The sequence below is a fragment of the Nocardiopsis protaetiae genome (genome assembly GCF_045446735.1).
GTDB lineage: Bacteria > Actinomycetota > Actinomycetes > Streptosporangiales > Streptosporangiaceae > Nocardiopsis > Nocardiopsis protaetiae.
In genome coordinates this window covers 21,013-27,012 of the sequence record NZ_JBJJBV010000063.1, presented here as the reverse complement: position 1 = coordinate 27,012, position 6,000 = coordinate 21,013, and the positions used below count along the sequence as shown (strand labels likewise).

The 6,000-nt window shown below is 76.2% G+C and carries 5 protein-coding genes; 3 read left to right on the top strand and 2 right to left on the bottom strand.

Translation table 11 applies throughout. From position 1 onward, the window contains the following. The first annotated feature begins 258 nt into the window (after nucleotides 1-258). Nucleotides 259-1,587 carry an MFS transporter gene (locus ACJOT3_RS12490; RefSeq protein WP_406972133.1) on the top strand — a complete coding sequence of 443 codons (1,329 nt, stop codon included), beginning with the start codon at nucleotides 259-261 and terminating at the stop codon, nucleotides 1,585-1,587. 63 nt (nucleotides 1,588-1,650) lie between these two features. Here ACJOT3_RS12490 and ACJOT3_RS12485 read toward each other — a convergent pair whose 3' ends face one another. Further along, nucleotides 1,651-4,329, bottom strand: a complete 2,679-nt coding sequence (locus tag ACJOT3_RS12485; protein ID WP_406972131.1) for a helix-turn-helix transcriptional regulator — start codon at nucleotides 4,327-4,329, stop codon at nucleotides 1,651-1,653. A 132-nt stretch (nucleotides 4,330-4,461) separates the two neighbouring features. Between ACJOT3_RS12485 and ACJOT3_RS12480 the strand changes: the two genes are divergently transcribed. Continuing rightward, a complete protein-coding gene (locus ACJOT3_RS12480) occupies nucleotides 4,462-4,878 on the top strand; it encodes a Dabb family protein (RefSeq protein WP_406972129.1) in 417 nt (138 codons plus the stop codon). 36 nt (nucleotides 4,879-4,914) lie between these two features. On the opposite strand, the gene ACJOT3_RS12475 is transcribed toward ACJOT3_RS12480, so the two are convergent. Further along, the gene (locus tag ACJOT3_RS12475; protein WP_406972127.1) at nucleotides 4,915-5,481 is read right to left on the bottom strand and encodes a type I-E CRISPR-associated protein Cas6/Cse3/CasE; all 567 of its coding nucleotides are present in this window, start codon (nucleotides 5,479-5,481) and stop codon (nucleotides 4,915-4,917) included. A 77-nt stretch (nucleotides 5,482-5,558) separates the two neighbouring features. On the opposite strand from ACJOT3_RS12475, the gene ACJOT3_RS12470 reads away from it, so the two are divergent. After that, nucleotides 5,559-5,807 (top strand): hypothetical protein, encoded by a 249-nt coding sequence (locus ACJOT3_RS12470; RefSeq protein ID WP_406972125.1) that lies wholly within the window; start codon nucleotides 5,559-5,561, stop codon nucleotides 5,805-5,807. Nucleotides 5,808-6,000 lie beyond the last annotated feature (193 nt).

Here is a 6,000-nt window from a genome sequence, read left to right as displayed (position 1 = left end):
ATCCGCCGATCTCGGGGCTTCCTCCCGGCGCACACCGGTCCGGTGTGCGCCGGGAGGAACCATGCCGGGGCCGTGACCGGGAGGCCGTGTCCGAGGCGCCGTGACCGGGGGATCGGGGCCGGAACACCGTGACCGGAAACCGTCACCGCGCGGTGTCGGGCGAAGCGCGGCCCGGCCACCGGACGCCCCCGCGCCCCCACGTGTATAGGTGACCGTCACCGACGCGAACGCGGGTACCCGGGCACGAGCGTTGACGGCATGAGCACTCCAGCCGACCGCACCACTCCCGACCACCCCGGCCCCACCCACACCACTCCCGACCGCACCGATCCGGGTCGCACCGGCCCCACCCGCACCGCCCCGGACCGCACCGCCCATGCCATTCCCGGCCGCACCACTCCCGCCCCCGACCGTCCCGGCCGGCTCGCGCGGGGCACGATCCTCGCCGCGGCCGCCCTGACGATCATGGCGCCGGCCATCATCGCCCCGAGCCTGCCCGCCATGGAGCAGGAGTTCGCCGCCCAGCCCGGGGCGTCGCTGCTGGTCCGCCTCGCGATGACGGTCACCTCGCTCGCCATCGCCGTCAGCGCCCCCTGGTCCGGCCTGCTCGCCGACCGCATCGGGCGCCGCCCCCTGCTCGTGTCCGGCCTGCTGCTGTACACGGTCGGCGGCACCGCCGGGTACTTCATGGCCGACCTGGTCCCGCTGCTGGCCACCCGGGTGCTGCTCGGCGTCGCCGTCGGCGGGATCATGACCGCGGTCAGCGCGACGATCACCGACTGGTACGACGGGCCGGAGCGGGCGTCCTTCCTGGGGCTCCAGCAGGCCTTCGCCGGCCTGGGCGGCGTGGTGTTCCTCCCGCTGGCCGGGGTCCTGGCCACGGTCGGGTGGCGGGTGCCGTTCTGGCTGTACGGCGTGGCCGCGCTCGTCGCCCTGTTCGCGTTCCGGTCCGTCCGGGACCGAGCGCAGGACTCCCCCGCCGCGGCCCCGGGAGCCGCGCGAATGGCGACCGGGCGGGTGGTCGGTGTCTACGTTCTGGCCCTGGGCGCGACCCTGGTCTTCTACATGGCGCCCACGCAGGTCCCGTTCCTGCTGGAGGGCCTCGGCGTCGGCCCCGCCCTGGTGGGTGTCGTCGTCGCCGGAAGCACGCTGACCAGCATGCTCGGCGCGCTGGCCTTCCCCGCCCTGCGCCGCCGCCTGGGCTCCGGCCCGGTCACCGCGGCCGCCGTCGCGCTCCTGGGTGCGGGCTGGCTGGTGGTGGGTGCCACCGGCACGGTCTCCGGCGCCGCGGTCGGGCTGCTCATCGGTGGCGCGGGGGTCGGGTTCGCGGTCCCGAACCTCACCCTGCGCCTGTCCGAACTCGCCCCGCCGGCCTGGCGCGGCCGGGTGCTCGGCGGCCTGGTCGCCGCCGTCTTCCTCGGCCAGTTCCTCTCCCCGCCGGCCGTCCATCCGCTGGTCCGAACCGTCGGTGCCGACGCCGCCTTCACCTGGGCCGGGGGCGCCATGGCGGTCGTCGCGGCCATGCTGGCGATCGTGCCGGTGATCGGGGCGGCCGCCGGGGCGCGGGCGGCCAGGGCGGGCCGGTGAACGGCCGCGGGGACCGTGCCACCCCGGCCATCCGTGTCACCCGGGCCACCCGGGCCATCCGTGTCACCCGAGTTCGGGCAGGCCCTTGAGCTGCCTGCGCGAGGAGATCCCCAGTTTGCGGAAGATGTTGCGCAGGTGGGCGTCCACCGTTCTCGGGCTGAGGAACAGGCGCCCGGCCACCTCCTTGGTCGTCGCGCCCTCCGCGACCTGGCGCGCGATGTGCATCTCCTGCATGGTCAGCCGGTCGTAGGTGTGCTCCGACCTGCTGCGGGCGACCTCCCCGGTCGCGCGCAGCTCGTCGGCGGCCCGCCGGGCGAACGCCTCCATGCCGATCTCCGACAGTCGGCCGTGCGCGGCCCGCAGGTGTTCGCGCGCGTCGCGGCGCCGGCCCTCCCGGCGCAGCCACTCCCCGAACCGCAGGTGCGCCCGCGCCAGCTGCGGCGCCGGTCCGCCCGCCAGGCGTTCGAGGGCCTCCCGGTGGTCGTCCTCCGCACCGCCGACCAGTGCCCGCGCCCCGGCGGCCACACCGAGGGCGTAGTCGGTCCCCGCCGCCCGGGTGCGCTCTTCCAGGGCCTCCAGCGCCGACTCCGCGGCGGCGTCCTCGCCACACCGGACCGCGGCCTCCACCAGTTCGGGCAGCGCGATGCCCACAAGGTAGAGGTCGCCGCCCGCCACGGCGCGCGCGGCCCCGTCCAGGGCGGCCGGGTAGTCGGCCAGGCCGTTGTGCAGCACCGCGGTCGCCCAGTGGACGTTGTCGGTCAGCTGGCCGGTGCCCCGGCTCCGCACGTCGGCGAACAGCTCCAGCGCCTCCTCGCGGCGGCCGCGCATCGCCGCCAGGTGCACCCTCGGGTACAGCTGCGGCACGTCGCCCAGGGCGTCGGCGATCGCCTCCTCCTCGGCGATCTCGGCCATCGCGCGCCCGAAGTCGCCGGTGAGGACCGCGGCCACCGCCACCTGTGACAGGCCGAGCCGGACGGTGACCGGCGACCCCGTCTCCCGGCCGGACCGCACCAGCCAGTCGGTGACCGAAGCGTGCAGGTCGAGGTCCCACAGTTCGCCGGCGAGCACGGTGGTCAGGCCCGCCACGCGGGTCCAGTCGGCGCCGTCGCCGGTGAGCACCCGCCGCAGCGCCGGGATGCCCGCGCGGTGCCCCTCGGTCCTCAGCAGCACTAACGCGTCGAGGAGGTCCGGTTCCCGCGCCGCCGGTGGTGCGAAGGAGCGGGCGGCGTCGATCACCCGGTCCGTCACCCCGGCGGCCTGGCCGACGGCGAGCCCCCGCTCCAGGGCGGCCACGAGGCACGCGCGTGAGCGTTCCGGGTCGATGGGGGCCAGCCGCCGCGCGGCCCGCAGGACGAGTTCGGATCCCGTGGCGGCACCGTCCGGGCCCCCGACGAAGGCGGCCTCGCCCCGCAGCAGGTCGACGGCGGCGTGCTCGGTCTCCTCCAGTGACCCGGCGTCGATGCTCGCCAGGAGGTCCGCGGCCGTCCCGGCCTCGCCGGCTTCGAGTGCGGCCCGCGCGGCCACGATCGTGCGCCCGGTCCTCCTGCCGGGGTCGGGGGTGAGCTCCGCCGCGCGTTCGAGGAACGCGGCGGCGGCCGCCGCGCCCCCGCGTGCCCGCGCCCGCGACGCCGAGGACTCCAGTTCCGCCGCGACCTGTTCGTCCGGCCCGACGGTGGCCTGGGCGCGGTGCCAGGCCCGGCGGTCCGGTGCGTTGACGGGGTCGGTGGCCTGGGCCAGTGCCCGGTGCGCGGCCAGCCGCCGTTCCGGTTCGGCCGCCCGGTAGACCGCCGAGCGGGCCAGGGGGTGGCAGAACCTCACGCGCGTGTCGAACCGCACCAGGCCGGACGCCTCCGCGGCGGTGGCGACCTCGGGCCGGTCGATGTCCAGCAGGCGGGCCGCCGCCCGCACCGGCCCCGGGTCGCCGGTCGGGTCGGCGCTCGCCAGGACCAGCAGCATCCGCGCGTCCGGGGGCAGGTCGGCCGCCCTGGTCTGGAAGCTCCGCTCGATCCGGCTCGCGACGGGGGTGGGCGTCGGCGGCGCGAAGCCCCCGGCCGTGGGGAGTTCGATCAGGGCCAGCGGGTTGCCGCGCGCCTCGGCGAGGATGCGGTCCCGCACCCGCTCGTCGAGCGTCGCGGTCCGTACCCGGGCCAGCAGGGCGCGTGCCCGCGCGTCGTCCAGGCCCCTGAGCCCGAGCCCGGGCAGTTCGTCCAGCTCACGGGCGGTGTCCTGGTCACGGGCGGCGAGCAGCATCGCGATCGGCTCCGCCGCGACGCGCCGCGCCAGAAAGGCCAGCGCCCGCGTCGAGGCGGTGTCCATCCAGTGCGCGTCGTCGACGAGGCACAGCACGGGGCCTTTCTGGGCGGCGGCCGCCAGCAGTTCGAGCGTCGCGAGGCCGACGCGGAACGGGTCGGGTGTGCCGTGGGCCAGACCGAACGCCACCCGGAGGGCGTCGCGGTAGGGGGCCGACAGCTCGTCGAGGTGCTCCAGCACCGGCACGCACAGCTGGTGCAGCGCCGCGAACGGCAGCTCCGCCTCGAACTCTGAGCCGGAGGCCCGGATGATCCGGACATCCTCCGGTGCGGCGTCCTCGACGCGGTCCAGCAGCGCGCTCTTGCCGATGCCGGGCTCGCCGCGCAGGACGAGCACACCGCCCTCACCCCGTCGCGCGGCGCCGAGCAGGGCGAGCAGGCGGTCGATCTCGTCGTGCCGGCCGACGAGGGAGCCGGGGGGCGTCGTGGGCATGGCCCCCAGCCTAGGCGGGGGCGCCGGAGTAGGTGCGAACTAGGTGATCGTCACCGACGCGAAGGCCGGCCCGGCCACGCGAGTGTGGTGGCGGGACGAACCAAGAGACCACCGTTCGGAAGAGGAGCTCCGATGATCTACCACGGCATTCGATTCACCGTTAAGCAGGGCGTGTCGGAAAAGGACCTGGAGGCGGCCTTCGAGAGCCTGCGCAATCAGGGCCGTGTCATCCCGTCCGTCACGTCGTTCGTCGTCGGCCCCGACTTCGGCGGGGAGTACGAATACGGCGCCGTCTTCGTGATCGGGGACCTCGCGGGCTACGAGGAGTACATGAACCACCCCGCGCACCTCAACACCGACCGGGTCGGGCTGCCGCTGCTCGACCGGTTCGCGTCGTTCGACATCACCGACGACCCGGACCCGGAGGTGGGGGCGAAGATCGCCGAGATCCACCGCAAGCGCTACTCCGAGATCCCCGACATCGCCGAGCTCGTCTCCGACCTCGGCGAGTACACCGGCAGCGCCGCCCCCGGCAGGCACGGCGACTGACGCACCGGCCGGGGCCGGCGCGTGCGGCGCCGCGGTCTAGCGGGAGGCCAGCGGGCTGACGAGGAGCAGCCCGGCCCCCGTGGCGGTGCCCGCGCCGATCCCGGTCAGGCACAGTTCCTGGAGCGCGTCGCTGTCCCGCACCACGGCCTCCCCCGTGAGGTGGTAGCGGGCGGGCCTGCCGCCCAGGCGCTTCCACTTCGCCGAGATGAGGTCCAGCGCGCCCGCGAACTTGTCGGCCAGCCAGCCCTCGAACTCCTCCTCCGCCAGCGGGACCCGCTTGCCGCGCGGGCGCGCGCCCTCCTCGGCGGGCCCGGTGGCGCGCTGGGCGGTGGGCGCCGTGATGAGCTCCCAGCGGACGTTCTCGCCCTCGGGGTGGCGCGGCAGCGGGTGGATCGCGGCGGAGGTGGCGCCGGGGACCTTGCCCCAGGCGGGGGCGGTGTCGGAGCTGACCACCAGCGTGCTCGGCGAGGTGCGCGCCCACAGCACGCGGGAGTCGGACTCGGGGTCGGGGTCGACGGCCTTGCGTACGGCCCGCCCCATGGCCGCCCACTGGTCCATGCCGGTGCTGCGCGCGGGGTCGAGGTTGATGCGGGCCAGGTACAAGGGGTTCCCCTCCAGGGTGTCCCGCCTGAGCGGGGACGGTGTTCGATCGGGGGCCGTCGGGGTTCCTCGGGCCCGGGGTGGAGTTCCCACTTTACGAGGCGCGGCCCCCTGACCGGCCCGTCCCGGCCCAGCGCACCCCCGCCCCGGGCGGCGCGGGGAAGCCGTTGGACGAGGTCCCGGGCTTCGCCGCGCGCCAGGACTCGCGGTACGCGGACCGCGGCGCGGACGGGTTCGACGTGTCCGCCGCCCTGGCGGTGGCCCGCGCGACCGGCCTGGCCCGGGGTTGCCGGGCCCGGGCCAGGCCGGCCGGTACCGGGCGACCGTGAGGCGGGCCCGCCGCAGAACGGTCGCGCTCCTGGGCGGGGGTCCGGCCCTCGCCTCGGCGGCCTCCGGTGCGGCCGGGGAGCGGCACACCCGACTCCTGGCCTTTCCCACCGCGGGAGAGAGCCCGTGGAGGTCGTCGCGGACGGCCTCCCGAACGTGTCCGCGAGGGACCTTCACGTGCCCCCCGCGGACGGG